Here is a 25,304-nt window from a genome sequence, read left to right as displayed (position 1 = left end):
GAGGAAATTCTTATCTTATTGTTGATAAGCTAAGTTTCCTCATTTTTATCAAAAAGTGCAAACGTCACGCAGTAAATTATTGAATATCGATGCCAATTTCTCGTGCAAGATCGGCCAGTTGTTCCTCATTATCCAGCTTGATAGACCATTTACACTCTGCACCATGAGATAAAACAACGTTCGCTCCTCTACCCAGTAACTGGATAGAATCGGTTTGCGCTTGTAAAGTCACCATTGCACTGCCGGAGAGCTTAATCACGATTTCACGCTGGGTAGCAATGATTTTTCCTAATGAAAACTCAATCACCATCTTGCTTTATACCGACTTCGTTTTATGTTGCTTCACTGCGATAGTTAAGCGACTGGTACACACTAATCGGCCTCGTTCATCAGTTATGTCGATTTGCCACACTTGTGTTGAAACGCCAAGGTGTACGGGTTTTGCCGTACCAATCACATGACCACTTCGCATTGCACGTACATGGTTCGCGTTGATATCCAAACCGACACAGTAACTCCCCTCATCGACAGAGAAATTTGCAGCTAAAGAGCCTAATGTTTCTGCGAGCACAACAGAAGCGCCACCATGAAGCATTCCTAAAGGTTGATGAGTAAAACTACATACAGGCATGGTTGCTGTAAGGGAGTCATCCGTGAAATCTGTGTATTCAATTTGTAGGTGCTCGATCAGGGTATTTTTTGACGTAGCATTCAGAATCACTATGCTAACGGGCTTTTTCCATATACTCATTGTTTTACTCTTAATTTCACAAACTGGTTTGTCGGATTGTAACGATTTATTAGAGAGCTAGCATAGACTTTACTTAGGTCTAACTTCAAGGTGTAACATCTTGGCCTCCTTGCCAGTTGATGAATAATTTGATCTATGCATCGTGTTACTATTCGGGTATATACTATTGCTTCAAAACAAAAATAATTTAGATGGAGCCTATTATGAAGGTATGGATGAAAGCCTCTGCTCTTTTAACTATCGCGGGCTTAACGGCATGTAGCGCATCACCGACTGGCCGTAACCAGATCCTGATGTTTTCAGATCAAGAAATGTCATCGCTTGGCGCCAAATCTTTCGAACAAATGAAGAAAGATATCCCAATCAGCAAAGATCGCAAAACGAATGCCTACGTACAATGCGTTGCCAAACACATCACTGACACCATCCCTGCGCAAGCTGGGTTTAAAGATTGGGAGGTGGTTGTTTTTGATAGTGAACAAGTCAATGCGTTTGCTCTACCTGGTGGGAAGATCGGCGTTTACACCGGGCTTTTAGGTGTCGCGAAAAACCAAGATCAGTTGGCAACAGTCATTGGTCACGAAGTGGCTCACGTCCTTGCTGACCACAGTAATGAACGCCTTTCACAAAGCCAGTTAGCAAATGCGGGATTGTCTCTGGCAAACGTTGCTATAGGAGCTTCCGAGTACAAACAGTATCAGCAAATGACGATGGCGGCACTTGGTGTCGGTGTCCAATACGGTGTTATTTTACCATACGGTCGTACACAGGAATCCGAGGCTGATATTGTCGGGCTTGAGTTTATGGCAAAAGCAGGCTTCGACCCACGTCAAAGTGTCGATTTATGGAAAAATATGAGTGCTGCATCCGGTGGTTCTCAACCACCTGAATTCTTCTCAACTCACCCATCGCACAGTACGCGTATTAAAGATTTACAAGCAACCATAAATAAGTTGCCTGCGTATAAGGCGAAAGCGCCAAAATGTGGCTAAACTTCTGCTAAAAGCGGCTATTATTCGCAAAAAAGCTCCCTTGGGAGCTTTTTTTAATGGGTATAAGGAATAGTTTAAGTACCCAGTATCTGTAGTGGCAAGCTCAACAGGCTATCTCCAAGGGTAGCAAAATACCAAATGATAGCGACAAAACCACCGACAGAAACCAAGTACCAAGCAAGTGAGAAGAGTTGTCCGTAACGGGTTAACGGCAATAAATGACTATGATGTCGACCTCTCCATTCCATGACCACTTCTAGCATCCCCATTAACAATAAAAACCCTAGCAATGTCAGCCCGAAAGAATAGCTGATAAAAATACCCAACAAGGCAGCAGCTATACTGCCGACTAATCCAACCCAAGTGTTCATTGAGAAGGTAATGCTTTTGAGTACATGACCACCATCTAGTGGCAGAATAGGCAACAGATTAAACAGGTTTAGTAACGCGTTAAACACTGCTAGGCCAGCGAAGAGCACCTCTCCAGTCATCCAATAAAGCAAAGTAAACGCGATGCTAAGAACTAAACCAAAAAATGGTCCCATAATCGAGATAACCACATCTTGCCAGCGTGTGTTGATCTTTTCATCACTCAGCGCTAAACCGCCAAGAAATGGAATCAAATAGATGCCCTTGGTCTTCATTCCAAAGTACTTCATCGCCCTAATATGGCCATACTCATGGAAAACTAAACAGGCGATCAAAGCTAACGCGAACTCGATAGAAAATAGCCAAGAATATGCAGCAAGACTTGCAGATGCTAGCGCCACTTTGATTACTTTCGCACTCTTGAGTGCTTTCATTCCAAGCGATACTAGCCCTATCACACTTAAACGCTTTTCTGTTGGCGGCTCAACTTCTGGCACTTGGCGTTCGATGTCTTTTTCATTTCGGCAACCTTCGCTAATAAGCTCATCGTTAATTGTGACCTTGTAACTCAATTCAAACGGTTGCCATGTTAATGAACACTCCAAATGGCATACCAGGACTTCCTCCCCTGCAGAGAGTCTAAACTGGTGAAGGCAAGTGTCTGCAACATTATCACTGGCATCTATTTGGGACACCAAGGTGTTATCCCAATATAACTGCTGCCAACCAGCCATCGATCCTTCGAGCCTTAACGAACGACCTAAAAATTCAACATTCAGTAATTCCAACACGATTCCTATTGCGTCTATTGAATAACAACAAAGCGAGGCGCGAATTATGCCTGCTAAGTACAGAAACGGCAAAGCCCGCTATCTCTTGGTTTGAATGCCATTTAACCATAAAGCCCGTAAAACAATTCTGGTCGTACCATTCTCTTAAAAAATATAACGATAATACATGCCCTTACGAATCACCGTTTGACCTATGCATCATATTTAAAACGCAAAATACGCTCAAACTTTGACAAGTTATTAAACATACAATTAACATTACATTTACATCACAGTTGTATTTCACGTATTAACAACTGGTGTAAGTATCACACAACAATTACAAGGACTTCGGTCCAACACTATGACACCCTAGGAGGGTCAAGGATGAACAAGAAGCACTGCTCTCTGCTTACAATTTCGATATTGTTTGCGTGTAATGCCCATTCAGCGGGCTTCCAGGTAGCTGAGCATTCAGCATCTGGTCTTGGTCGAGCATTTTCAGGTGAAGGAGCGGTCGCAGACAATGCCAGCGTTCTTGCACGAAACCCGGCAGCGATGACGCTTTTCAAAGAAGCTCAATTCTCGGGCGCGTTATCTATCATCGATCCTGAAGTCGATGTGTATGACACGGTTAACAAAGAACATGCAAAAGATGTTGCCCCTTTACAAGTCGTGCCAGCGGGTTATTACATCAGCCCTATCAACGATAACTGGGCTTGGGGTATCGGTATGTTCACAACATACGGTGTTGCCACTGACTATCCAGATGATATTTCTGCGGGTGATATGGCGGGTGACACTTCCCTACTTTCAGTAAACATTAATCCTAATGTCGCTTACCGTATTAACGAGTCTTTCAGTGTCGGTGGCGGTATCAACCTAGTGTACGCGGAAGCGGAGCTGACTCGTCACAAAGGCGCACTCGCCGGTATTTTAGGTGGTAATAAGTCCGATAACCTTGTCGGCATGGAAGGCGAAACTTTCGCTTGGGGTTGGAATGTCGGCGCTTTATTTGAGCTAGATGAAAACAACCGTTTTGGCTTTGGTTACCGTTCTAAAGTTGATCTAGATTTTGACGACGGTGAGTTTAGTAGTTACGACTCAGGCCGAGCTCCATCACCAAAAGTGGATGGCCGTTTAAAAATCTCTCTCCCTTCAATTATCGAATTATCGGCTTTCCATCAACTGAATGAACAATGGGCAGTACATTACGGCTGGCAACAGACCGATTGGAGCACATTTAAAGAACTGAAAGCGACGAGTCCTCAATGTAATGATGGAACTGCTGGTCAATGTTTCTACAAACCAGAGAAATACGAAGACAACAATCGTTATTCTATTGGTGCCACTTACACCCTCAATGCGGATTGGACATTCCGTGCAGGCTTTGCATACGACGAACAAGCAGGTGAAGCCACATTGAGCATCCCTGACAGTGACCGTTTTTGGTACAGCGCGGGCCTAACTTACGCAATGAGTGAGAATTTAACTTTCGATGCAGGCTTTGCACTTGTTAAGAGTAAATCAGGCTCTTTCACTGAGACAAATGCTCTGGGTGAAGAGATTAAGTTTGACTCAGAAGGTACTGCTTACATCAGCGCGGTACAGATGAACTACACCTTCAAATAATGGGATTACGGAGTAAACCAATGAAACACACGTTTAAATTATCAATGCTTTGTTCTGCAATCCTTCTTGCTGGTTGTGGTGATGATACCTCCAGTTCTGGTACTTCCGACAAAGTTCAATTTGAAGATGAAGTCCAAGCATTGCTTGATCGCGAAACATCCATCAGTTTTACGCTTCAAGGAGCGAACGCAGATGTACCGGCACCGTCTTACTTATTAATGGACACAAGCGATGGTACGCTTGGTCTGCCAACTGATGGCGATGATGCATTAACCAACCCTAGAGCCTCAATGAACACGATGGATGGATGGTCAACGTCTATGCCAATCGTTCTGAACTTTAAAGGCGATGGTTTTGCAACGGGTATGCTGCCGTCTGGTATTAAAGTCATCAAGATTAATCAACGTTTGACCGAGTGGGATGGTAAGTCTAACCCAATCGAAGAAGTTCTCGTTCAGAACCAAGACTACGTTGTTCAAGCAAAAGGCAACTCTCTATATATCCAGTTCATGGATGCGCTTGATGAGTCAAGCGAGTACATTTTTGCAGTAACACAAGATGTTACTGACGTGAATGGTGAGCCAATCGGTACATCAGCCAGTTACGCGACAGGTAAATCGAAAGAAATCGTTTATGAAACTGGTGCTCTTGCTTCTATTCAAGCGGTGACACAAGCGGTGGAAGGCATTTTTGGCCTATCTCAAGTTAACCCTGACGACATCGTTTACTCCTCCTGGTTCAGCACTCAGTCTGTAGGTGACACTTTGGCGGCGGTTAAAGGTGTAACTGCAACCGGTTTTTCAACGGGTGCTACATTAAACGCGGTTTACAAAAACGATGCGAACGAAGGTTCAGTAGATTTATCAACAGCCTACACAATGACACTTGGTGCAACACAAGACTTTAGCACTGCGCTAGACTCTGACGATGACTTTAGTAAGTACGTTAGTGACCTAGACGCAGCTAAAACGGCAATTAAAGGCCTTTATGCGAAGTCAGGTGCCGATGTAAATGTGACTCAAGGTGTGGTCAGACTGCCTCATTATCTAGAAAAAGGGGCAAACTGGAACATGCAGCCAATGGTATCTGCGATGCCAAGCCTAGCGAAGCTAAGCGCAGCACTGGCGGATCCGAACGAGCAAGCGAACATGGTTCAGCAGCTATCAACCGGCGTTTTCGCAAATAACCCTGTTGACGTGACAAAGCTTGCAACCGATCCTACAGAGCAGCTAAAACTGGTGGGTGCTAAACTCACATTAAGCGATGGTACCCAACTCGACAGTGAACGTATTGTGACTCGCTACTCCCCAGTTCCAGTCGTTAAATCGGTAGAAGATGTCGAAGTACTTGTCTTCACACCTAAATCTGGTGTCGCGACCGACGTTGTGATTTATCAACACGGCATCACTTCAGCGAAAGAGAATGCGTACGCGTTCGCGTTCAATATGGTAAAAGCAGGTGTGGCTGTTATTGCTATTGACTTACCTATTCACGGTACGCGCAGCTTAGATGAACAACGTTCCGCAAATGCGAATGTACTGGCTTATCTAAATCTTTCCAACTTAGCCGTTGCGCGTGACAATCTACGTCAAAGTGTTCTGGATGTGTTAGGTTTGCGCGCTAGCTTGGTAGTATCGGCGCAAGGCGGTCTTTTAGCTGGAGGTCCTCTGCAAGGCTTCAACCCAATGACGGGTTCAAAAGTCAAAATGCTAGGTCATTCACTTGGCGGTATTGTGGCTACATCTGCCGTCGCAGCAGCAAACAATACATTGGGCAGCCCTACTGCGGATGCGCTGTACACCTTTAGCTCTGCATCAGTACAGAACTCTGGTGGACAAATTGGTAATTTGTTACTAGGTTCAGACAATTACGGCCCTCAGATCAAACATAACCTCGCTTATGCAGCATCAAAAGACTATGCGAATTACGCTGATGCATCATGTGCGGATCTAGAAGATAAAACATGTTACGAAGCATTTGAGGCTGCGGCAACGGAAGCTCAAGTAGCAGCGCTAGAAGCAGGTTTCTCACAATTTATCTACGCGGCACAGACTACACTAGACACTGTCGATCCGTTCACAAACGCTTCAGATTTAGTGGCATCTGGTTCACTAACGACACCATTCTTTATGACAGAGGTGGATGGCGATAGCACAGTACCAAACAGCGTTCCAAATGCACCATTCGCGGGTACTGAACCGATTGCTAATAAGCTAAGGTTGAAGACTGTGAACAGTACGGACACTACTGTGAATGCAACTGCGAGCTTTGTACAGTTTAATGCTGCTGCATCGCACAGTACTTTTGCTTCGCCAAATGGCACTCTGTCTGATATTGACCATCACGTTGAGATGCAAATGGAAAACACAGACTTCTTAATGGATGACACTTTAACGGGTGTGACTAATACTTCCGTTCTGAAGTAATCGTATTACCTCTCTTACCAAAGCCCAGTTTCGACTGGGCTTTTTCGTTCTCTATCATAAAAAACCGTCCCGTATATCCTTTGCTATAGTTAAATCGGTGCCGTACCTAACTTACTTGTTTGAAAGGAAAACTCTATGCGCATATTCACTATAATGGCCACTGCTTTACTTCTTGCTGCATGCGGAAGTAGCCAATATCTTATGTCGACAAATGAAGGGAAAATTATTACTTCTTACGGAAAACCAGACCTTAACGAAGAAACGGGTATGTACGAGTATGAAGACATGGATGGGAAAGAAATGAGCATTTCAAAAGATCAAATTGTGCAGATTATTGAACGCTAGCAATATGCCCTCTATGTATTTAGAGGGCTCTCCCTATACTTCTGAGCGCAGTTAATACTCACAACGAACCTCTAACTTCCTCAAGAAATGAAGCAACCAATTCATAATTCAAAGCAATCAATGCATTTTCTTATATACAGGTATTATTTGTTTAGCGAATATTTTACATCTTCACCCTAATCAGGTTGGAATATTGTAAAATCTCGGCTTTAATTCGCTAACACCCTTTTATTTCTCAGGATAAAGTGGATAATACCGCCACAAAATAACATTACTAAGGTGAGTCCTTATGTCTATTGAAGCTACTCTGCTTGCGCGCTGCGAGTCAAAATGTGAACTGTGTTCTTCTGAATCTCAACTAACAGCATACGCTGTCCCACCTCACGGTAACGTGACCGTTGATACTGCTATCATGGTTTGTGATAAGTGTCTGGGTGAGATCGATGAACCAAAAGACATTAACCACTGGCGTTGTCTAAACGAAAGCATGTGGAGCCAGGTTCCTGCAGTACAAGTGACAGCATGGCGCCAACTCACTCGCCTAAACTCTGAAAGCTGGGCTCAAGATGCTCTTGACATGATGTACATGGAAGAAGAGCAAATGAACTGGGCGATGAAGGGTATGTCTGATGATGACAAAACGCTGGATTGCAACGGCACTGAACTTAAGAAAGGTGACGATGTAACGGTAATCAAAGACCTACCAGTTAAAGGCACTAACCAAGTAATCAAACAAGGCACAGTGATCCGTGGTATCAGCCTTGGTGATGATCCGAAACTAGTTTCGGGCAAGGCAAATGGCGGTCAGTCAATGTACGTGATCGCAGAATACTGCCGTAAGAAGTAATATCGTATTACTCTACAAGTCAAAACGGGGCACTATTAGTGCCCCGTTTTCATTTCTAATGAACACCAATTTGGAATAAGCTCCTCTACTCCGGTATTGACTCTGTATAGAGTTCTAGCTCCGTTATTCGCGTTTGAGCAGCTAAAAAAATACCGGCTTATAAGCCGGTATTTTCATTCATTATTTCAAGATTAACGGTACATACCGATATCTTTTTGAATGTGAGCTGACAAATCTTCCGCATAGTAACTGCGTGGTGCAGTATTATCTACGAATAGAATGTCTAGTAAGTGAGCAATCAGTCCTTTGAAGTTAACCGCGTAGGTTTTCTTATCCATAGAGGTTGGTAAAGCTACATTTGTCATTTGCATTGCTTGTGCCATGATTGCCTCTCTTTAAAGCAGTAGTCTGTTTTGTTGGTTGTATATTAGTCAGTTTCTTATTGTTTAAGAAATGACAAATTTTCCCCATTCGGATTAGATTATCTAATAAAACAAGTCCATTACAAACATCAAAAATACAAATGAATAATAACAGCATAAATAGTCATAAACTGTCTAATTATGTTGAATAACTTAACGTTACCTGCATAAAGTCATCTCGACTAACAACATATTTTTAACATTAAGTTTCGTTATTTATTTTATTTTTAGCGCTTTACTTATATTTTTTGATTAGTAATTTTAACGCTAGAGCGACTGTTCGACTTATTTTTGAGGAGCGATGCCACAACCGCTGATGTCATCACAACGATTAAGAATGTGAGTGACCACGTTGTCGGAATCTCATACTCTGTTCCCACCAATAACATCTTTACACCGATAAACATCATGATCACCGATAATGCTGGTTTTAAGTACACAAACTTGTCTAACATCGCTTGCAGAACAAAGTACAAAGATCGCAAACCCAACAGTGCAAACACGTTCGCGGCTAAGACTAAAAATGGCTCTCGTGTTACCGCGAATATGGCAGGTATAGAATCCAGTGCAAACATTACGTCCATCACTGCAATTACACCGACTACGATCAGCATTGGTGTTGCCACCCACTTACCAGCTTGCTTTAAGATTAAGTGATTTCCTTGGTAATCATCCGTAACTGGCAATATTCTGCGAATAAACTGCTCAGGGTATGGGTTAACCTCTTCTGCTTCACCTTTGTCGCGAGCAAGCTTAATACCTGTCCAAATAAGGAATGCGGCAAAGAGGTACAACACCCAGTGGTATTGCGCAAGTAACTGAGCACCAACCGCAATCATGATAGCCCGTAGAACTAACGCACCAATCACGCCCCAAAGCAGCGCTCGCGGACGCAAATGCTCCGGCACACTGTATTGTGCAAAGATGATGGCAAACACAAACAAGTTATCCACGCTTAGCGACTTCTCTAGTAAGTAGCCTGTTAAGAATGAAACCGTTGCTTTATCGTTCGTATAAGTGCTGTGCGGTGCGTAAAAGTCCCAGAATAAATAGATAGAACCTGCAAAAACAAAGGCAAGTAAGAACCAGAAAACACTCCAAAGGATGGCTTTTTTCATCGTTATAACGCCACCACGCGTTTGATAGATATCAAGCGCAACAAGAACAAGCGTAAAAAGGCCAAAAGCGCCATACATCGCTAATGACTCTTGAAGTGGTGCCGATTGGCTCAATTGGGTGGTACTTTCGATAAGAGACATGCTTCCTCCCATGGCGGAAGGACATGAGTTTGGTGACCTTCCGCAGACAATAACAACAAGCAGTCACATAGTAATCATGTGCTGCCAGTCAATGAATGCGTTGGTCTCGTTGAAGTGTCGGCGTGGATGAATCACGCAACACCTTTACTTACCGGATAAGCTGATGCTTAACGAGATGACGATAAGTAAACTTGCGCTAACTACTCCCCAAACGCCGCAATGATAACGCCGAATGTAACGCTTTCCAACAAAAAAGCTTTGTCCAATCGAAATAAAATTCTTATTAAAAATCAGAAAGAAATATAAAAACAAAGGAATTGGTTCAACCTCGTGAACTTTTGTTAGATGTAAAGATCAGCAAGTGACTCAAGGTGATACATTTAAGAGTCGGAGCGATGTCTCTGAGAACATAGACACAAAAAAGGAGCATAACTGCTCCTTTCCTAACTTCCGTGTTATTAGCAATTCAAAAACCGCTCAAAGGTACAAAGTAAACTAACGTTGACCAAATTGCGACCCAAGCAACCACCACTGCCGTATCTGTCCAATCTTTATTCCACATACTGCCACCCTCATCATCGCATGTAGCAATTGAAAGACAGCAAAATCGATACCAATATCTACTACCTGTGTTGCTGTGTATAAAGTTTGTGACTTTGATTCAAACAGTTTGGCTCATCGGTTAGAAGTTCAATAAAACAGTCTGCCATGGATAAGTTGGTTACACGCCCCTCGCCTTTCATCTCTAGTAGCGCATCGTAACCTTCTTTCCCTTTCATGGTATAAGCGGAGGAAGTGCCTCGATACCAGGTGTCGTCTTGAACGTCGGCCCATCGTTTACCATCAAAAATCGCTAATGACTGAATTCTTTCACCTTTAGGGGCATCCGCTCGGTACTCAAAGTTTAAATTGTAAGTGTACGGATAACTGCCAGAGCCAGTACCTTCCACACCATTGTTGAGTGCATTGTTTATGGCGCCTTCAAGTGCTCGGCGAATAGCACTGCCTTTTACGTCGTAAAAGCCGATCGGAACGGCAAAAGGCAACAATCGTCCGGCAATATCTGCCACTGTGATGTTGCCAGGATTCAATGATGTTCGCACGCCACCCGCATTATGAATCGCAAATTGGACCTCATGCCCGCGTTTATTTAGGCTGTACAAAAATGAACGAGCAACAGAAGAAGCCAGCTCGCTCTCACCAAACTCATCTGGGATTCGCACATGACGCTTTTTGGTGTCAATACTGGCAATGACTTGTGACTGTAACTGCCTTACCCGAGGGATGTATTTATCACTTAGGATCGCTTGAGTCTCCGGGTGTTTCTTACAGACCACCACATTAGGTTGACCATGGATAAAGTCACACGCGGTTTCGAATACGCCTTGGTCAAGCTGTTGATTTAGTGTCGAGTCCCAAAAAATACGTCGGCCAAGTAACAGTTCATTTTGACCACTCAGCATGGTTGCTTTGCCGTTTTCATCAAATTCAATGACGCAGTGCCCCATGGTCAAAGCATGAAAGCCCGCTTGCACAACGTAGGTATCTTTTACTTTGACACCATAAGGGTCATCTTGCCCTAAACCTATTGATGAGAAATCGCCTTGCAGTCGGTGGCTATGTCCACCAACAATAATACCAATCCCCTCAACTTGTTCAGCCAACTCTAAATCGCCTTCATAACCTAAGTGGCTCAGAAGAATGATATTTTTAATACCAGAGTAGTGAATTTGTTTTACGGTCGCCTTAGCGGTTTCAATTGCAGACTTAAATGGCGTATCTGCATCTGGGTTCGCGATATCGCTCATTTTATCAATGGATAATCCGAAAATCGCAACCTGCTCACCATGAAACTCTTTGACGATGTATTGTGCGCTTTGTGTCTCCGTTTGATAGCTATACACATTGTTGCTATCGCTGACTCGGTGAGGCTTTTGAAGCGATTCATTTGATAGATCCCAGTTACCAGCAAGCAATGGAAACTGAGTGCGTTGACAGAATAAGGCAACAGGTTCATTACCCATATCCAATTCATGGTTGCCTAACGCCATCGCATCAATCTTTAACGCATTCAACAAATCGGCGTTGGCTTTACCTTTAAATAATGAGAAATAAAGTGTGCCTTGGAAACAGTCTCCAGCATGGAGAAATAACATCCCATGCCCTTGACGTTGAGCGTCGTCTCGTAGCTGCTCTACTCGGGTTGCGATGCGAGAAAACCCGCCAGCACTCACGTATGGCTCTAGCGTGAGTTCATTGTTGATCTTAAGCTTTAACTGTAATGACGTTGGCTCAAAGTAGGAATGTGTGTCATTGATGTGTGCCAGTTTGATTCTCACTGGCTTATGATTGTTATTCATCTTCATCTTCATCTTCTCTCTTTTCATTCCTTATAATAATAAGAAGTGAATCATGACAGAATCATGAATTTTATGAAACTGTGATTTTTTGATTTCATGTTTAAGTGATCACGATGCTATCTACACTACTTTTGAAAGCAAGCGTCGCTTGTTGCGGTCTCTATTCATTAAGGGGCTCTCGTAATTTTGTGAACTGAGCTTAACTCCAATATTTCGAATTAATATATGCTTAGGAGTAGCAAAATAACTCTCTATAATTCAAATAATTGCAAGGAGGATTGAGATGAGACTAGAACGCATCGAAATCTCCGGGTTTAGAGGCATCAAACGCCTTTCACTCTCTTTTGACGAACTCACTACGCTCATCGGTGAGAACACGTGGGGCAAATCATCATTGCTCGATGCCCTTTCTATCGCGCTACCTGCTAATGGCTCATTATATCAATTCGAACTAAAAGATTTTCACGTTGATTACTCAATTTCTCATCCACAAACCCAACACTTGCAGATCATTGTTTGCTTTAAAGCACAAGACAAGAACGAAGTAAAAGCTGGGCGTTATCGACGGATAAAACCTGCATGGTGCACAAACGAGGATGGTGAGCAGGTCATTTACTATCGAATTAGTGCGTCTCGCGACGAGTATGATATTAAAACTGAATACGCATTTTTGGATCATAACGGCAAGCCGAAGAAACTGCACCACTCTGAGAAACTCGCTGTAGAGTTGATGACTCTTCACCCTGTTATCCGCCTACGAGACTCCCGACGCTTCCCAGATTTAAACCACGTCAACGGCGACAGCAAAAATGCTCGGATTGAAAAACGAATCAACAACACCTGCCGACGGCTATTGGCGATGCCTGGGCACGTAAACAAGGGGGAGATTCGCAGTAGTCTCGATTCAATGCAAACACTTGTCGAACACTATTTTGCGTTCCGCAGTGTCAGCAAAGGTAACCCACGAAAACCTCGTGATGGTCTTTTTTATACAAGCCCTTCCTCTGATAAAGGATTAAGTCAATTCCTTAAGGAAACAAATGACAAGCAAAGCCGCTTGCTTTTAATGGGGCTTCTCAATGCTTACCTTCAAGCAAAAGGCCCTACCGATTTAAGACGCTGCGCAAGACCTATACTGATCATCGAAGACCCGGAAGGCCGACTACACCCAACTCATCTCGCTAGAGCGTGGTCATTATTGCAGTTGTTGCCAATGCAAAAGATTTTAACTACCAACAGCGGTACGTTACTTGGCTCGGTTCCACTTTATTCAATCCGACGTTTGATTCGCTTGTCAGACCGAACCATTGCCAAGAGCTTAAACTCTGCCAAGTTTGGTAGAGATGAGTTACGCCGAATTGGTTTCCACATTCGTTTTCATCGCTCAGGGGCGTTGTTTGCACGGTGTTGGTTACTCGTAGAGGGCGAAACTGAAGTTTGGTTATTTCATGAACTGGCTCGCCAATGCGGATATGACTTAGCTGCGGAAGGAGTTCAAATCGTTGAATTTGCACAGTCAGGACTGAAGTCACTGATCAAAGTAGCAAAAGAGTTCGGTATCGACTGGCATGTTGTTACCGATGGTGACCCGGCAGGTAAAAAGTACGCGCATGCCGTGAGAGCGCAACTCGATCATGATCAGGAAAGGCATAGACTTACAGAGTTACCTGATCGAGACATCGAACATTTTCTATACAATCATGGATTTGAACTTTTCTTTAAGGACATCATCAAAGTTCCTCATGATCACCCTATCCCAGCTAAAAAAGTCGTAAACCGTGTTTTGAAAAAGCATGCAAAACCGGACTTAGCTTTGGCCATTGTCTCTTACTGTGAAGAGCGAGGTATGGAATGCATTCCTGTACTTCTGCGTTGGACACTTAAACGCGTTGTTACCATGGCAAACGGTAATACATGAGTTAGAGTATTTCACACTCACACCTTGCCTTGTAATACAAAAAAAGCACACCAAATTGGTGTGCTTGTATCAAACATCATTAATTTTGATTAAAGGTATTGAGAGGGATAAAACTCAATACACAGTGGATACAAATAAGATCGGGGGTTCACTACTGTGCTTGCTCAGCAAGCGTAGAAGAAGTAGTGCTTGATTTCGTATGCAACCAAAGTCCAGTCGCTTTCATTAGATAACCAAACACACCACCTAGCAGCAAAGATGGAATGACAAGTTGCCAGTTTCCATCAGCGGCAAATGTTGCGCAGGAACCAATAAAAGTGCCTGGAATGTACGCGAGCCAAGCCTGTTTCGCTTGAATACACATGAAAAATGCCACAATAGCGGTAATCACATAACCGATAATTTCCAAACCAACGTAAGTTGAACCGTGGATAATTACCATTGCCCAGAATACACCCGTCATATTAGTGATTAAGCTGATACCAAGTCCTTTCAATCCGCTAGTTGGCGCAGCAAAGTAGCTCGTGCAACCTAAAAAACCAGCCCAAGAAAGCAAACCTAAAGAAATGGCGATCCAACCCCATACGCCAGATAAAATTCCAGTAGTGATAGAGATAGTTAAAAGTGTCGTCATGGTAGTCGTACCTGCTTGGCTATTATCGTACCCATATGGCTCAATAACTGCCTTCATACATTGAAATCAAGGACACATGTTAGATACATCAGTCTTGTTTATCGGTGACAATGATCACAATAAGGTTATAAAAATTTCATGACTTGCACTAAAAGTTTGACGCAACCGATAAATCAACAGATTTAGGGAATGAGTATTTCTAGTGCTAGGTAAAAAGGATGTGTGTTGGATAGTTCCAATAGGTCACTCCAGCAAGCTTTAACGAGACTAGGAAGCTAATATCGGCGTGCAGAATCATGGATCACCAAGTGAGTGCATAAAAGCTCCTGAATCACGCTTGTTCTTCGAAGTTCAGTATACTGTACATAGAAATATGCCACTCCCAATTAAGCGAGTGGCATTGCTGTACTTCTAGAGCTTATTTGAGTGGTAACTTACAATACCGAAGGCTTACCTTTCATCATTCGCAGACCTTCTCGTTTAATGCAGTCGACTAGTGGGTTTTCTGCCATATCAGCTCGCCATATAAATGACAGTGTCCTTTCCATTTTTAGCTCGGGCACATTTAACGCAACAAGATGACCCGCTTCTATATATCGCTCTACATCTAAATACGGTAAACAAGTAAGGTACTGGCCGTTAGCAACTAAGCTGCGTAACACCGGAACGTGCTCGTACTCTCGCCACACATCCAAATCTTCAATTAGATGATGAATAGAGCTATCAAATGTTTTTCGTGTGCCAGAGCCATGCTCTCTCAACACCCACTTCGCTTGTTCTAACTGCGCGAGGCTTACAGATTGATTGCGAGCAAAAGGATGATGAGATGCAGCGACAACAGTAAGATGGTCTCGGCACCAGACTTCTTGGTGCAAACGGTTATCGTCACAACGCCCCTCGATGATCCCTAAATCATATTTATAATCTAATACGCCATCAATAACCCCTTTTGTACTCTGCACACCAAGGGAAATACGCATTTCTGGAAAGTCATTATCAATGATACTGATAAGGTCTGGAACCAGATGCTCTGCCGGAGTTTGACTCGCGCCCATGCGAATCTCACCGCTTAACAAATGTTGCTCATAAAAGCCCATTTCAATCTGCAGTGCGTCTTGTAATAAGCGTTTTGCTTTTGGTCGTAACCACATACCCCAATGGGTTAACGCCATTTGCTTGCCTTGCCTCTCAAATAAAGGCCTGCCAAGCATTTTTTCTAATTGCGCAAGCGACATACTTGTCGCTGATTGTGTCAAAGCCAGTTTCTCTGCGGCCTGGCTTACACTGCCGGTATCTGCAACTGCGTCAAAAACCGCTAATTGCTTAAGTGAGTAGCGCAAAGTGTCCTCCATTATTGGTGAGTATTTTTCATACCCTCACAATCGTTAAAAACATGCCCCAATAAGCAATAGAGTTCATTTTACCTAGCCGCATAAAGTTATCAATTAATTTGATGAGGTTTCTAAATATTATCAATTTTACCTACCAAACCCTGCTCCTTATTCTGACTGTGCGGTTCGGGAACACCGCAAGCCTCAATGACTTTGAGACTGAAGTCATTGAGGCTTCTAAATAAAAACAACAATTTCATTTTTGAGTTAATAACCAAGGAATTTTTATGCGATTACAAATTAAGGAGTCAATATGGCGGTGACCAGCTCTCAAAATCACCAGTACTTTTCTCCAAAAGAAATGATGGCTGAAGCGGAAAAATTTGCGTTAAGTAAAGCAAACAAAACCAGCAGTATGACACTGAGTCTTGCCATCATGGCGGGCGCGTTCATTGGATTGGCGTTCTTGTTTTACATCACGGTGACTACTGGCAGCGCTGGCGCTGGTTGGGGCTTAAGCCGTCTTGCTGGCGGATTAGCATTTAGTATGGGCTTGATCCTCATCGTGATCTGCGGCGGTGAACTATTTACCAGCTCAGTTCTTTCCAGTATCTCATGGGCCAATAAGCAAATCTCGTTCGGAAAAATGCTTTCTATTTGGGGCAAGGTTTACGTTGGCAACTTCATTGGTGCGATGTTCCTACTTGCGCTAGTTACTGCAGCTGGTCTTTATCAAATGGATAGCGGTCAATGGGGGTTAAATGCGCTTAACATCGCGCAGCACAAGCTTCATCACACTCTCATTCAGGCGTTTGCGCTCGGCATCCTTTGTAACCTATTGGTCTGCCTCGCGATTTGGTTAACGTTTAGCTCTGCAAATGCAATGACAAAAGCAGCAATGACAATCATGCCTGTGGCCATGTTTGTCAGCAGTGGCTTTGAACACTGTGTCGCGAACATGTTTATGGTTCCACTTGGCATTGTTATCGCGAATTTTGCACCTGAGTCTTTTTGGGCCTCTGTCGGTGTGCCCGCTTCACAGTACGCAGACTTAAATATTGGGCACTTTATTACCGCTAACTTAATTCCTGTCACGCTTGGCAACATCGTCGGCGGAGCGGTTTTAGTTGGTCTTGCAAACTGGTGCATTTTTCGCCGACCAGAACTAAAAGCAGCGAATATATCTTCTATCACAACGACTACAACACTCTCGTCAGTTAAGGATTTCACCATGAAAAACGCATCTTTTGTTAAAGACATTATGAACCCAAAACCAGTTACCATCAGTGCAGAAACACCGATAGCAATCGCACTAGATGTGCTACTTGATAACAACGTAACTAGCGCACCTGTTGTAGACGTACAAAATCGATTGGTTGGCTTCTTCTCTGCTCACGATGTGATGGTAGAACTATGGTGTGAGGACTACATTCCGGTGAAAGACCAAAAAGTCGTCGACATCATGAGCCGCGATGTGGTCGCAATTGATGCTGGTGATCGTCTCGTTGATGTTGTCGAATTCCTATGTATCGATAAAGAGCAGTTGTACCCAACGAGCAGCATGGGCATCGCCACTCGCATGACATCTTTATCTTTAGAAGAACGCGCAAAAAGCATCAAAGTGAGCAAGCCACAAGTACTTCCTGTACTTGAAAATGGCCAGATGGTCGGTGTTGTTACTCGTACTGAAGTATTAAAAGCACTACGCCCGATTTTTGGTGAGCGTTTAAACCTAGTAGAAAAAAACGAGTTAGAAACAGCGTAATTCATTAAACGCTTGCAACGTCTGTTGGCTTTCAATCGCTGTCACTGACTGGCTTGCCAATGTTGTCGATTGTGATTGAGGTAATAAAAAAGCGCTCTTTCGTTGAAGAGCGCTTTTACTGTATCTAAAAGAAGTTCGTTACTTCTTAACGCCTTCGATATGAAGTTCCATATCAACATAGCTTGAAGCGCTCATTACTGGGATATCAAAGTCAGCAAGCTCAAGGCGAGTGTTACCAACGAAGCCAGCGCGCTCACCACCCCATGGGTCACTACCTGCGCCAACGAATTCAGCTTCGATAGTAATAGGCTTAGTAACACCGTGTAGCGTTAGATCACCAGTTACATCTAGCTTGCCATTACCTTTATCAACCACTTTTGTGCTTTTAAAGGTCGCTTCGCTGTATTTACCAGCATCAATGAAGTCACCACTACGAATGTGCTTGTCACGTTCAGCGTGGTTGGAGTCTAAGCTAGTTGTATCAACAACAACATTCACTTTTGAATCAGCAATGTTGTTCTCATCAAAAGAAAAGTCACCAGAAAATGTATTGAAACGACCTTTGATGAAGCTGTAACCCAAGTGGCTAACTTTAAAGTTAATTGAAGCGTGAGCACCTTTGGTATCGATGACATAATCTGCAGCTTGCGCACCAAATGGTAGTGCCATAGCGATAGCTAATCCTGTAGCGAAGAGTGACTTTTTCATTTTGAAGCTCCTAACATTTTTCTTAATGTGTTGTCTTTATCGATAAAGTGGTGTTTAAGCGCAGCAATAGCGTGCAAACCTGCTATCAGGATGACGGCCCAAGCTGCGTAGAAGTGAATTTCACCCGCTATGTCTGATTGTCCTGGGAATAACTCTCCCGCTCCTGGCACGGTAAACCAATTAAACACTTCGATACCGCGTCCATCAGACGTTGAAATGAGGTAACCTGAAACAAAGATGGTGATCAATAGTAGGTACATAACACCATGCGCTGCTTTAGCAGCAAGCACTTCGTAAGGTTTGCCTTCTACCTTTGGTGACGCCGTAACATGTTTCCATACAATGCGTGCCAAAGTTAAAATAGCGAGTAAAATACCGACAGAGCGATGGTAATGTGGCGCAGTTCGATACCATTCGCTGTAATAGCTAAGGTCGACCATCCACAAACCCACTGCAAATAGACCAATAATGCACAACGCAGATAACCAGTGCATCACGCGTGCAGTAAGGTTGTAATTCTTTACCAGTGTATCCATCTCAAGTTCCTAGATATATTCCTAAGTTAATGTTGAGCAAGAAACACTACATTAACCTATTTACGTCATATGAAACAGATTATTTACCATCATTTACATCCAGCCAATGGCACCGTATCTATCAAGTTGTTCGAATTTTTTGAAGGAACTTTAAATCGTTTATAAAACTGAAACTTACAGCTTAACTTCTTGTTCTATCTCATACAGCTCTTCGGACACTTCTAACATTCTACGTTCAACCAGTGATTTTGCATCTTCCACTCCCTTGTTGTAATAAATTGGCCCTAGTTTTTCTGTAATGAAATCAATAAGAAATTCACTATCGAACTGGCCAATCTCAACATCTAGTTCGTCCTGCATATAATCTTGAATGGCGGTTGCCAGCGTTTCTTTTTGTGCACGTTCTAACTTTATCATCTTTGCCCTTTTTCAGAATTTTGTTCTATGTGTGCTTCTATCGTCTTGCTCTCTTAAAGAGTAGGCGCGATCATTTGTGAGAAATTTGGTGTTTAGATCAAGAAGTTGCCGAAGTAAATTAGTCTATTCTCAAAAGACTATGCTAACCTTTTGCAGTTCGTTTTGTTAATTATTAAGGGATATTCTTTGCTACTCGACCTAGTGATTCAAAGTGTTAATGATTTTCAAGACGACTGTCTTAAGCTGTGTGAAAAGCATTACCCTGCGGTACATAACCAAGGCATGAGTGAGCATCATCTTGGTCTCGCGTTTTCAAGAAGAATGGAACACACTTTCCGTCACTTCGGATACAACAGCGTGGTAAAACCAATTGAAGTTTTAAATACTCCGGACCTTCCTCATCACTACCGTATTTCATCTGAAATAGGCACGGTTTGGGTCCTGAGCCACCATATGGTCAGTGCGGGAAAATCTTGTCGAGAAAACTTACTCTCATCAATTACGGAATGGCAAAGCGAATATGGTTATGCGCTGCAACCGAATGATCTACTCTTTTTAGTTTGTGATCATTGGATCAGTCGCAGTAAAACGAGCCGAGAGTTGCTTCATTGGTGGATGGGTGAACTGCCCGATCAGATCAACGAATACACGGAGCAAGGCATCACGCTGTACACCAGCGAATCACAGCTCACGCAATCGTTAGACACTCGATTTGGCATTAGTCCTTGTTACATTAAGTTTGGTCATCCTTTACGTCGCTCGAACAAACAACAGTTGGTCAGAAAATACTTACAACTGTATGCAGTACTACAATGGTAACATCAAATTGCATTAGGAAGATTGTCAGTCATTTCATCAATTTGTTTGATATCACTCGACAAATCTAATCATCTTTTACCATCATTCTTGCTTGAGTTCATGAGCCCACTTAGATTCACTGCCAATGAAATAAAAATTAGCACGATAGCGCTGATGTAGAAGCATTGATTTAGGTTGTTGTAACAATGATGAGCACCTCGCAACTCCTTAGTTGCATCCGCAAACAAGCCGACGGGCAATATATTGCGAAATACGCAAAGCTCACTCTTCGAAGTGTCTTTCAACCTATATATAAAAAAGATATTTCTATCGTTGGACTTGAGGCACTAGTAAGAATTACCAATGCTAATGGCACCATGATCAGGCCAGATCAGTTTTTCCAATCAAAAACCATTGCCGCTCAAGACCTACTCAATGTCGAACGCTTAAGTCGCCTAATTCATATCAAAAACTTTGCCCAATCTCACTTTCACAATAAACAACTGTTTCTTAATGTATTACCAGAAGCAGCAAAAATACTAGCCAGAGACATCACGTACAATAGGCTGCTAAAACAAACCATTTATCAATCTCATTTAGTAAATGAACCAATCGTCATGGAGTTGCTTGAGTTGAACGTAGAAGACGAGTCCTCGTTGTCGCAAGCAGCTCGTGAATTAAGCCAAGGCGGGTTTAAATTGGCGATCGACGATTATGGCGTCAATGCCTCAACAATTGAACGAGTGAAAGGCGTTCGTCCAGACATAATAAAGATGGATCGCTCGTTAATGCTGAGATACGAAAATGGTGACTGGAAAGCTCTAGTCGATGCATTATCACTAGCAAGAACGTTGCGCTCTAAAACCGTTATCGAAGGAATTGAAACCGAGCATCAACTTAACTTAATGAAAAAACTCGGTTTCGATATGTATCAAGGATACCTACTCGCTATCCCGCAAACGTTAGACGTTTATGAAGAGGCAAAAACAGCCTGACTATGTAAGAACAAAAGTTTGTGCGGTTTAGCGAGAGTTACGTGATTTACCACGGTTCTTATGAATCGCTAATTTTGCTTTTAGCTTACGCTTCTCTGATGAACGGCTTCGACGGCGTCCATTACCATTTTTCTCAGGCTCGACTTCTTCTATAAGGCTTGGCTCGAAGCCTGCCAACCATTCTTGCGGTAGGCGTTGATCAAGCAAATTCTCGATAGCATGCAATAAATATTCTTCTTCCCGACTCATTAGAGAGATAGCTAGACCTGACTTTCCTGCACGGCCAGTACGGCCTATACGGTGGACATAATCTTCTGCTTTAAATGGCATATCAAAGTTCACCACTTGCTCTAACTCTTGAATATCCAGCCCTCGTGCTGCTACATCTGTCGCAATCAACGCACGCACCTTACCTTGTTTGAACTCATCCAACGCTCTTTGACGCGCACCCTGTGACTTATCCCCGTTAATTGAAACCGCTTTTATGCCATCTAACTTAAGCTCTTTTGCTAGCTCATCGCTACCTTGCTTAGTTTTTGTAAATACAAGCACTTGCTGCCAATTGCGCGAGCCAATCAAGTACGCCAATAATTCACGTTTACGCTTTTTGTCTACAGGATAAACCATCTGTTTTACTGTTTCTGCCGTCGTGTTTGCTGGTGACACTTCAACTTCAACCGGCGATTCCATGAGTTTGTACGCAATAGTCTTGATTCGCTTTTCAAATGTCGCAGAGAACAACAGAATCTGTTTTTCGGCGGGTAAACGTCGGAAGATGCGTTGCAAGTCAGGCCAGAATCCCATATCTAACATACGGTCGGCTTCGTCTAGAACGAGCATACTGGTTTTGGAGATGTTTACGTTGCCATTAAACAGATGATCCAAAAGGCGGCCTGGTGTTGCAATCAAAATATCAGCGCCCTCTTCTAACTTCCTCTTTTGTACGCCAATGCTTGTACCACCATAAACACACACAATGCGAAGTTCGGTTTGTGCAGAGTACTGATTCAAATTATCAAATACCTGCTGCGCAAGCTCGCGTGTTGGAACCAAAACCAATGCTTGAGGCGTACCGTTGAGTTTCTTTTGCTGAACGGTTTGTATAATAGGTAAACCAAACGCAGCTGTTTTCCCCGTACCAGTTTGTGCAGCAGCAAGTAAGTTCTTTCCTTCAAGGACATGTGGAATAGACTTTTCTTGCACTGGTGTTGGCGTCACGATATTTAGATTGCTTAGCGTCTCGATTAGCTTTTGTTCAATACCTAAGTCAGCAAAATTAACAGACATGTGTAACCTCATTATTTTTGGAGCGCAGAGTTTACCAGAGCCCCAATAGCCATACTACTTTTCTATTTCATTGGGCTGAATCAATAAGATGTTGGTGAAAATCATACGACTGGCGTAAAACGTCTCGATAAAGTGTCGAGAACTTCTCTTCCAATACTGTGTAATCACTCTCAATCACTTTAAATGTTGTAGTAAGGTCAGCCATTCTCGGGCTTCTTTGCGACATTCGATGTAGTGCAAATTCGATATTATCCATGTCTTGGTATGACTGAAGCCATCGACCGTGCCACATCCGGCTGTGGAGCACCAAAAAGCGCGGCGGCAAATGTTCATTAACGTCACGGTTTACTCGCTCGTATGCCGAATCGACAAAGTGTTCGAGAGATACGGCATAAAAGTCGTTCCAGTGTTTTGCGAGACAATGGTCCCAGAACATATCGAGAGCGATAGGGGCAAAGCGCCGCGCAGTACCTTTGAAGTGAGGTTTGCATTCGTTAACAATAGGATGGTGATCAGTAATGCTGTCAACAAATCTATGTAATTTGATGCCGTTAGAGATATCACGTTCATACAGCTTGCTTGGATCTCCTTTTACGAAGTCTCCAAGCAAGTTTCCCAATAAATGGCTGTTACAGTGGTCTGCGATATGCAGGTGGGCTAGAAAGTTCATCCGACGCCAGTTTTGGCCTTTAAGGCTTGGTGTGACATGAACTTAGTATAACGTCAATTACGACGAGATGAGAGTGTTCCGCTATTCGGCTTCGTTGTCTGAGCCAACGTATTCCGACAAGATAATGCCAATTTCAAGCGCATCTAGCAGCTCTAGGCTCTCATCGTTTTGGTATTGGTCGCTCATTGTGACCTCCTTTATTTTAAGCTCTCTTGCTTGTACTTGCTGACGGCTTGGCCTTGCCATATCCACGTCAACAACTCCTTTTTATAGTCTTTATATGACACATTCATGACAGCGAGAAGTAAAGATTTAAAAACCTATGAGCAGAATCAAAAGTAAACGTTTGCAACCAGATTTCATATCTACTTAGCACTTCAGAGAAATAGCTCTTTTATCAATATTTATGTCAATTTAAAGATATAACATACCGTTATAGGCGTCCTTAGATCTCATTTCTTAAACTAAATTTAGTTTTCGTTACATATTTTGCTGATTAACTTCGCATATTTTGTTTCGATATAGCAATAGATTTGGTCAATATCTTTTATCTCTAATGGAGCTTTAAATGAGAGAAGTTGAGTTTAGAACGATAGACAGGCTGTTTATCAAGATGTCTATCAACGACAAAATGTGGGTTATATTCCTGCTGTTTTTAGTAGCCCTCACTTCTGTGGCTGGAAGCCGCTACTTCAATGAAATACAACAATTTAAACAACAAGCGATTTCTGCTAGCGAAGCGAAACTTTCTGGTATTGTTGACGCTCAACCAGGTCATGTTCCACAAATTGACGGCGTATCGAAATCAAGTCGCGTAAGCGAGAGCTCTTTTGTTGACGGCTCTGTCACCGCTTATGCAAAGTTGCATTCTGGCGAAGTGATCAAGTTGACTCAAAACGTATCCGCGCAATACGAATCTGCAAAGTCGTCAGCCTCAACCTCTCTGTTACTCAGCTTTTTATGGGTTGTTCCTTTTGCCCTTTTCTCTTACTGGGTTGCGACCTTTATAGGAGGCGCCCTGTGGGTTTTATATACGACAACCGAAAAAATTGGTGAAGGTGATTTAACCTCTCGCCTTGGTTTTCATCCTGGCCGAGACGAGTTTGGCACCATTGGTTGCGCGTTAGATAAATCTATGGACACCTTAAGTGAACTGGTTAACAGTGTGAAAAATAATGCGGCTACATTGAGTGAGACATCTTCTGCATTCGAAAAAGATATGCAGTTGAGCGAAACGCAGATATCTCATCAATATCAAACACTCGATTCCGTCGCGACAGCAATGGAAGAAATGACAGCCTCTGCAAAAGAAGTATCCAGCATTTCCCAACAAGCGACGATGCAATCCGATCAGGATGCTCAAAAGATCGAGCTAAGCAGAAATCGCGTGCAAAATGTGATTGGAGAAATTGAGACGTTATCCAGCTATATTGAACAGGCTTCCACGTCAGTAACCAATTTAAATGAAAACACGACGCAGATTAATGACGTTATCACAACGATCAATGCCATTTCAGAACAAACCAACCTATTGGCTCTGAATGCGGCAATTGAAGCAGCACGCGCTGGTGAACAAGGTCGTGGATTTGCTGTGGTTGCTGATGAAGTGCGTACATTGGCAAGCCGAACTCAACAGGCAACAGTAGAAATTCAAGCCATGATTGAGAAACTACAAACCGAGAGCCAGAACATTGCTTCAATCACTGATCGAACCGTTCAACAAGCGCAAACCAGTAGCCAGCTTATTGATGAAATTGGTCATGATGTGACGTCTATTGCTGAATCCGCACGCTCATTGATGGACATGAGTATCCAAATTTCCACCTCAGCAGAAGAACAAAGCGCAGTCGCCAACGATATTGCATCTGAGCTTTCAGAAATTCGCAGCCAGTCGAGCACAATCAGAGAAGTTGCAGAGCAATCTACCGTAGGGGTAGCTAATCTCACTCAGGCGTCAGTGTCTCTTGGTGAGGTATTACAACGCTACCGCACAGCATAACTTTGCAGCATTTATGATCAACAAGGGCTCCTCAGGTGCCCTTTTCTTTAAACCGTTTTCAGCCGTTATCGTC

Annotated in this window: 23 protein-coding genes; 10 read left to right on the top strand and 13 right to left on the bottom strand. The window is 43.1% G+C overall.

Annotation, left to right across the window (positions count from 1 at the left end):
* Positions 1–76: 76 nt before the first annotated feature.
* Positions 77–310 (bottom strand): DUF3389 domain-containing protein, encoded by a 234-nt coding sequence (locus LIX84_RS03510; RefSeq protein WP_005395503.1) that lies wholly within the window; start codon positions 308–310, stop codon positions 77–79.
* A gap of 6 nt (positions 311–316) precedes the next feature.
* On the bottom strand, positions 317–751 hold the full coding sequence (locus LIX84_RS03505; RefSeq protein ID WP_226420638.1) for a hotdog fold thioesterase: 435 nt from the start codon (positions 749–751) through the stop codon (positions 317–319).
* 203 nt (positions 752–954) lie between these two features.
* Here LIX84_RS03505 and LIX84_RS03500 point away from each other — a divergent pair, with 203 nt between their 5' ends.
* Positions 955–1,743: a M48 family metallopeptidase gene (locus LIX84_RS03500; RefSeq protein WP_152814675.1), complete on the top strand. Its 789-nt coding sequence runs from the start codon at positions 955–957 to the stop codon at positions 1,741–1,743.
* A 74-nt stretch (positions 1,744–1,817) separates the two neighbouring features.
* Here LIX84_RS03500 and LIX84_RS03495 read toward each other — a convergent pair whose 3' ends face one another.
* Positions 1,818–2,846 carry a site-2 protease family protein gene (locus LIX84_RS03495; RefSeq protein WP_047010406.1) on the bottom strand — a complete coding sequence of 343 codons (1,029 nt, stop codon included), beginning with the start codon at positions 2,844–2,846 and terminating at the stop codon, positions 1,818–1,820.
* 423 nt (positions 2,847–3,269) lie between these two features.
* Here LIX84_RS03495 and LIX84_RS03490 point away from each other — a divergent pair, with 423 nt between their 5' ends.
* The 4 genes from LIX84_RS03490 to LIX84_RS03475 all read left to right on the top strand — a co-directional run bounded on the left by LIX84_RS03490 (position 3,270) and on the right by LIX84_RS03475 (position 8,132).
* Positions 3,270–4,514 carry an outer membrane protein transport protein gene (locus LIX84_RS03490; protein WP_226420637.1) on the top strand — a complete coding sequence of 415 codons (1,245 nt, stop codon included), beginning with the start codon at positions 3,270–3,272 and terminating at the stop codon, positions 4,512–4,514.
* A gap of 20 nt (positions 4,515–4,534) precedes the next feature.
* Entirely contained in the window at positions 4,535–6,940 is a 2,406-nt protein-coding gene (locus LIX84_RS03485; RefSeq protein ID WP_226420636.1) for a VolA/Pla-1 family phospholipase, read from the top strand.
* A 135-nt stretch (positions 6,941–7,075) separates the two neighbouring features.
* A complete protein-coding gene (locus tag LIX84_RS03480) occupies positions 7,076–7,285 on the top strand; it encodes a YgdI/YgdR family lipoprotein (RefSeq protein ID WP_041853072.1) in 210 nt (69 codons plus the stop codon).
* A 289-nt stretch (positions 7,286–7,574) separates the two neighbouring features.
* Complete coding sequence (locus LIX84_RS03475) at positions 7,575–8,132, top strand: PhnA domain-containing protein (protein WP_005395511.1); 558 nt, start codon at positions 7,575–7,577, stop codon at positions 8,130–8,132.
* 191 nt (positions 8,133–8,323) lie between these two features.
* Here LIX84_RS03475 and LIX84_RS03470 read toward each other — a convergent pair whose 3' ends face one another.
* From LIX84_RS03470 to LIX84_RS03460, 3 genes are all read right to left on the bottom strand, one after another.
* Positions 8,324–8,515 (bottom strand): hypothetical protein, encoded by a 192-nt coding sequence (locus LIX84_RS03470; RefSeq protein WP_005376351.1) that lies wholly within the window; start codon positions 8,513–8,515, stop codon positions 8,324–8,326.
* 278 nt (positions 8,516–8,793) lie between these two features.
* Positions 8,794–9,813 carry a TerC/Alx family metal homeostasis membrane protein gene (locus LIX84_RS03465; protein WP_012842313.1) on the bottom strand — a complete coding sequence of 340 codons (1,020 nt, stop codon included), beginning with the start codon at positions 9,811–9,813 and terminating at the stop codon, positions 8,794–8,796.
* 623 nt (positions 9,814–10,436) lie between these two features.
* On the bottom strand, positions 10,437–12,179 hold the full coding sequence (locus LIX84_RS03460; RefSeq protein ID WP_226420635.1) for a bifunctional metallophosphatase/5'-nucleotidase: 1,743 nt from the start codon (positions 12,177–12,179) through the stop codon (positions 10,437–10,439).
* Between the two features lie 277 nt (positions 12,180–12,456).
* On the opposite strand from LIX84_RS03460, the gene LIX84_RS03455 reads away from it, so the two are divergent.
* Positions 12,457–14,091 carry an ATP-dependent endonuclease gene (locus tag LIX84_RS03455; RefSeq protein WP_104972571.1) on the top strand — a complete coding sequence of 545 codons (1,635 nt, stop codon included), beginning with the start codon at positions 12,457–12,459 and terminating at the stop codon, positions 14,089–14,091.
* Positions 14,092–14,242: 151 nt separating this feature from the next.
* Here LIX84_RS03455 and LIX84_RS03450 read toward each other — a convergent pair whose 3' ends face one another.
* Together LIX84_RS03450 and LIX84_RS03445 are read right to left on the bottom strand one after the other, a co-directional pair.
* Positions 14,243–14,725, bottom strand: coding sequence for a DUF1097 domain-containing protein (locus tag LIX84_RS03450; protein ID WP_226420838.1), 483 nt, complete (start codon positions 14,723–14,725; stop codon positions 14,243–14,245).
* A 434-nt stretch (positions 14,726–15,159) separates the two neighbouring features.
* The gene (locus LIX84_RS03445; protein WP_005395522.1) at positions 15,160–16,065 is read right to left on the bottom strand and encodes a LysR substrate-binding domain-containing protein; all 906 of its coding nucleotides are present in this window, start codon (positions 16,063–16,065) and stop codon (positions 15,160–15,162) included.
* A 304-nt stretch (positions 16,066–16,369) separates the two neighbouring features.
* Between LIX84_RS03445 and focA the strand changes: the two genes are divergently transcribed.
* Positions 16,370–17,821, top strand: a complete 1,452-nt coding sequence (focA, locus tag LIX84_RS03440; protein ID WP_012842317.1) for a formate transporter FocA — start codon at positions 16,370–16,372, stop codon at positions 17,819–17,821.
* Positions 17,822–17,959: 138 nt separating this feature from the next.
* Here the strand turns inward: focA and LIX84_RS03435 are convergent, their stop codons facing one another.
* The 3 genes from LIX84_RS03435 to LIX84_RS03425 form a co-directional block, all read right to left on the bottom strand.
* Positions 17,960–18,529: a YceI family protein gene (locus tag LIX84_RS03435; protein ID WP_226420634.1), complete on the bottom strand. Its 570-nt coding sequence runs from the start codon at positions 18,527–18,529 to the stop codon at positions 17,960–17,962.
* Complete coding sequence (locus LIX84_RS03430; RefSeq protein ID WP_124007873.1) at positions 18,526–19,065, bottom strand: cytochrome b; 540 nt, start codon at positions 19,063–19,065, stop codon at positions 18,526–18,528. Before LIX84_RS03430 ends, LIX84_RS03435 begins: the two co-directional genes overlap by 4 nt.
* A 174-nt stretch (positions 19,066–19,239) precedes the next feature.
* Positions 19,240–19,482: a DUF2164 domain-containing protein gene (locus tag LIX84_RS03425; RefSeq protein WP_005395529.1), complete on the bottom strand. Its 243-nt coding sequence runs from the start codon at positions 19,480–19,482 to the stop codon at positions 19,240–19,242.
* A 186-nt stretch (positions 19,483–19,668) separates the two neighbouring features.
* Between LIX84_RS03425 and LIX84_RS03420 the strand changes: the two genes are divergently transcribed.
* Together LIX84_RS03420 and LIX84_RS03415 are read left to right on the top strand one after the other, a co-directional pair.
* Positions 19,669–20,301 carry a hypothetical protein gene (locus LIX84_RS03420; protein ID WP_005395531.1) on the top strand — a complete coding sequence of 211 codons (633 nt, stop codon included), beginning with the start codon at positions 19,669–19,671 and terminating at the stop codon, positions 20,299–20,301.
* Between the two features lie 185 nt (positions 20,302–20,486).
* A complete protein-coding gene (locus LIX84_RS03415) occupies positions 20,487–21,275 on the top strand; it encodes an EAL domain-containing protein (protein ID WP_226420633.1) in 789 nt (262 codons plus the stop codon).
* Between the two features lie 27 nt (positions 21,276–21,302).
* On the opposite strand, the gene LIX84_RS03410 is transcribed toward LIX84_RS03415, so the two are convergent.
* On the bottom strand, positions 21,303–22,562 hold the full coding sequence (locus LIX84_RS03410) for a DEAD/DEAH box helicase (RefSeq protein ID WP_226420632.1): 1,260 nt from the start codon (positions 22,560–22,562) through the stop codon (positions 21,303–21,305).
* A gap of 67 nt (positions 22,563–22,629) precedes the next feature.
* Positions 22,630–23,232: an acyl carrier protein phosphodiesterase gene (locus tag LIX84_RS03405; protein ID WP_226420631.1), complete on the bottom strand. Its 603-nt coding sequence runs from the start codon at positions 23,230–23,232 to the stop codon at positions 22,630–22,632.
* Positions 23,233–23,800: 568 nt separating this feature from the next.
* Here LIX84_RS03405 and LIX84_RS03400 point away from each other — a divergent pair.
* Positions 23,801–25,231, top strand: coding sequence for a methyl-accepting chemotaxis protein (locus LIX84_RS03400; protein WP_226420630.1), 1,431 nt, complete (start codon positions 23,801–23,803; stop codon positions 25,229–25,231).
* Positions 25,232–25,304 lie beyond the last annotated feature (73 nt).

It is taken from the genome of Vibrio sp. E14, assembly GCF_020515785.1.
Taxonomy (GTDB): domain Bacteria; phylum Pseudomonadota; class Gammaproteobacteria; order Enterobacterales; family Vibrionaceae; genus Vibrio; species Vibrio diabolicus.
Note: the sequence above shows the minus strand (reverse complement) of the source record. Positions and strands in the feature narration are given on the sequence as shown.